At 65.7% G+C, this 3,688-nt stretch carries 3 protein-coding genes and 1 pseudogene; 3 read left to right on the top strand and 1 reads right to left on the bottom strand.

From position 1 onward, the window contains the following. Nucleotides 1-105 (bottom strand): annotated as a pseudogene (locus tag VFA16_RS23835) (LppP/LprE family lipoprotein); the annotation flags it as partial. A 103-nt stretch (nt 106-208) separates the two neighbouring features. Here VFA16_RS23835 and VFA16_RS17380 point away from each other — a divergent pair. The 3 genes from VFA16_RS17380 to VFA16_RS17370 all read left to right on the top strand — a co-directional run. After that, a complete protein-coding gene (locus VFA16_RS17380; RefSeq protein ID WP_324969011.1) occupies nt 209-1,912 on the top strand; it encodes a DEAD/DEAH box helicase in 1,704 nt (567 codons plus the stop codon). Next, complete coding sequence (locus VFA16_RS17375) at nt 1,909-3,048, top strand: acyltransferase (RefSeq protein WP_324969010.1); 1,140 nt, start codon at nt 1,909-1,911, stop codon at nt 3,046-3,048. The genes VFA16_RS17380 and VFA16_RS17375 overlap by 4 nt, the downstream gene beginning before the upstream one ends. Before the next feature lie 57 nt (nt 3,049-3,105). After that, on the top strand, nt 3,106-3,688 hold a 583-nt coding region (locus tag VFA16_RS17370), incomplete at its 3' end, for a siderophore-interacting protein (protein WP_324969009.1).

The following is a 3,688-nucleotide window of genomic DNA, read 5'->3' as shown; positions in this document are numbered from 1 at the left end:
CTTGGCGACGGTGGAGTCGCCCGAGCCGCAACCGGCCAGCGTCGCGGCAGCCAGTGCGCCGACGGCCACGACCGTCAGCGTCCGGACGTGGCAAGGTAGCCACAACACAACGCGCACCGTACCGTCATCGGCTCCACGGTCGTGGCAGGCGTGGCCGTGCGGCCAGCAACCGTGTCGTCGTCCGCTGGGACACTAGACTCGGTCAGCAATGACCTCCCCCGATGCGGCGGCTGAGACGTCCCCTGGCACGTTCGACGACCTGCGGATCCATCCATCGGTTCTGCAGGCAATCGTCGACGTCGGCTACGAAACACCCTCGGCCATCCAGGCGGCCACGATCCCGGCGCTGATGGCCGGCTCCGACGTGGTGGGGCTCGCGCAGACCGGCACCGGCAAGACGGCGGCCTTCGCCCTTCCGATCCTGTCCAAGATCGACACCACCAGCAACGCGACTCAAGCATTGGTGCTGGCCCCCACCCGCGAACTGGCTCTGCAAGTGTCCGAGGCCTTCAGCCGCTACGCCGCGCACCTGCCACGCCTTACCGTGCTGCCGATCTACGGCGGAGCCTCCTACGGCGTGCAGCTGGCCGGACTGAAACGCGGCGCCCACGTCGTGGTCGGAACACCCGGCCGGGTCATCGACCACCTGGACCGCGGAACGCTGGATCTGTCCCGGGTGGACTATCTGGTGCTCGACGAAGCCGACGAAATGCTGGCCATGGGCTTCGCCGACGATGTCGAACGCATCCTGGCTGACACCCCGGAATACAAACAGGTCGCATTGTTCTCGGCGACCATGCCGCCGGCGATCCGGAAGCTCACCGCCAAGTATCTGCACGACCCGCTCGAAGTCACCGTCGAAGCCAAAACCACCACGGCAGAGAACATTTCGCAGCGCTACATCCAAGTAGCCGGTCCGCGAAAAATGGACGCGCTGACCCGAATACTCGAAGTCGAGCCGTTCGACGCCATGATCGTCTTTGTCCGCACCAAGCAGGCCACCGAAGAGGTCGCCGAAAGATTGCGTGCCCGAGGCTTTTCCGCGGCGGCCATCAACGGCGATATCCCACAGGCGCAGCGCGAGCGCACAATAGCGGCGCTCAAAGAAGGCGGCATCGACATCCTGGTCGCTACCGACGTCGCCGCCCGCGGTCTGGACGTGGAGCGGATCTCGCATGTGCTCAACTACGACATCCCGCACGACACCGAGTCTTACGTGCATCGCATCGGGCGCACCGGCCGAGCCGGACGCTCGGGAACCGCACTGCTGTTCGTCGCACCGCGTGAGCGCCACCTGCTCAAGGCGATCGAAAAGGCCACGCGCCAAAAGCTCATCGAGGCGGAACTGCCCACCGTCGAAGACGTCAACGCGCAACGGGTAGCCAAATTCGCCGACTCCATCACTGACGCGCTCAGCTCACCCGGGATCGAGCTGTTTCGCAGCCTGGTCGAGGAGTACGAACGCGAACACGATGTTCCTATGGTCGACATCGCCGCGGCTCTGGCGCTGCAGTCCCGCGACGGCGAGGACTTCTTCATGGCACCCGAACCCCCGGAGCCACGCCGCACCGACCGGCGAACCGACAAGCCGGCGCGCAAGCCGCGAGAGCGCCCTAAAGACGGGTTCGCCACGTATCGCATCGCCGTCGGCAAGCGGCATCGGGTCGGCCCGGGTGCGATTGTCGGCGCTATCGCGAACGAAGGTGGGTTGCACCGCAGCGATTTCGGCCACATCACGATCGGGCCCGACTACTCGTTGGTGGAGCTGCCGGCCCAGCTGCCGCGCGCGACGCTCAAAGCGCTTGAACGCACCCGCATCTCCGGTGTGCTGATCAACCTGCGGCCGGACCGGCCCCCGCGCGATGGCCGCCGCCGCGACAGCGGTAAGCCGCGCCGGAAATCAGCTGGATGACCCTGTCGACGGACAGCACCGCCCAGGGCGGACTCGAACAAGTCGCCGGGGTAGATCGTGTTGCCTCGCTGACCGGAATCCGTGCCGTCGCTGCCTTACTCGTCGTCGGAACTCACTCGGCCTATACCACCGGCAAATACACCCACGGCTATTTCGGGCTGATCTGTTCCCGGATGGAAATGGGCGTCCCGATCTTCTTCGTGCTATCCGGCTTCCTGCTGTTCGGCCCGTGGGTGAAGTCGATGGTGACGGGCGGGCCGCCACCGTCGGTGCGTCGCTATGCGTGGCACCGGGTGCGGCGCATCATGCCTGCCTACATCGTCACCGTGCTGTTGGCCTACCTCGTCTACCACTTCCGCACCGCGCGCCCGAATCCCGGCCACACCTGGATGGGTCTTTTCCGCAACCTCACGTTGACGCAGATCTATACGCCCAATTACCTGGGCTCCTACCTGCACCAGGGTCTTACCCAAATGTGGAGCCTTGCCGTGGAAGTGGCGTTTTATGTGGTGCTACCGCTGCTGGCGTACGTGCTGTTGTCGGTGGTGTGCCAGCGCCGCTGGCAGCCGCTGTTGCTGCTGGCCGCCTTGGGGGGACTGGGGTTGCTGACCCCGGCGTGGCTGGTGCTGGTGCACACCGCGCACTGGTTGCCGAGCAGTGCGCGGCTGTGGCTGCCGACCTACCTGGCCTGGTTCGTCCCCGGGATGATGCTGGCGGTGCTGCAGGCGATGGGCGCGCGTTGCTATGCGTTCGCGGCCATACCGCTGGCGACGGTCTGCTACTTCATCGCGTCCACCCCGATCGCCGGGGCACCGACGACCACGCCCAGCGGATTGTCCGAGGCGCTGTTCAAGGCCGTGTTCTACGCGGTGGTCGCCGCGCTGGCGGTGGCGCCGCTGGGGCTAGGGGATCGCGGTTGGTATGCCCGGCTGCTGGCTTCCCGGCCGATGGTGTGGCTGGGCGAGATCTCCTACGAGGTCTTCCTGATCCATCTGGTGACCATGGAGATCGCGATGGTCGAGGTGCTGCGGTATCGGATCTACACCGGATCGATGCTGAACCTGTTCGTCGTGACGCTGGTGATCACCATTCCGCTGGCCTGGCTGCTGCACCGCTTCACCCGGGTTCGGGGCTGACCCGCTACCGGAGGTAGGTTAGTCTGCCCTAAGTTCCCGAACGAAGGGCAAGACGTAATGGTCGAACAGAAAGTCACGCGCGGCTGGCAGGGCGCTGTGCTGAAGTTGTGGCGCCCTGGCGAGTATCGGCTCACGGTCACCGGTCGCCGGGAAATCAGCCCGCACTACCTGCGGCTGAGCTTTGACGCCGGCGGCCTGCTGGCCGACAACTCCTTGCATCCGACGATGTGGGTGCGGTTGTGGTTTCCCGGTGGGAACAAGCTGCATCAGCGTGGCTACACGCTGGTCAACCCCGATCCGGGCGCCGACACCGTAGACATCGAATTTGCGCTGCACGACGGGATCGCGTCGCAGTGGGCGCGGGAAGCCCAACCGGGGGACACCATCGAGGCGACGGTGCTGGGCAGCAAATTCGCGTTGCCAGAGCCGCGCCCAACCGGATACGTGATTGTCGGCGACACCGCCTCACTGCCGGCGATCAACTCGCTGCTGGACGCGATCGGCGAGGCTCCCGCACGGGTGTTTCTGGAGGCCGGCTACGTCGACGATAAAGACCTGCCAGTCGCCCGCGCCAGCGATGTCACCTGGGTGGACCGCAAGAACGATGGCCAAGCGCTGGTGCAGACGGTCAAATCGGCGG

This window comes from Mycobacterium sp., assembly GCF_035653355.1.
Taxonomy (GTDB): domain Bacteria; phylum Actinomycetota; class Actinomycetes; order Mycobacteriales; family Mycobacteriaceae; genus Mycobacterium.
The sequence above is the reverse complement of the archived record's forward strand: the minus strand, read 5'-3'. Positions and strand labels throughout refer to the sequence as shown.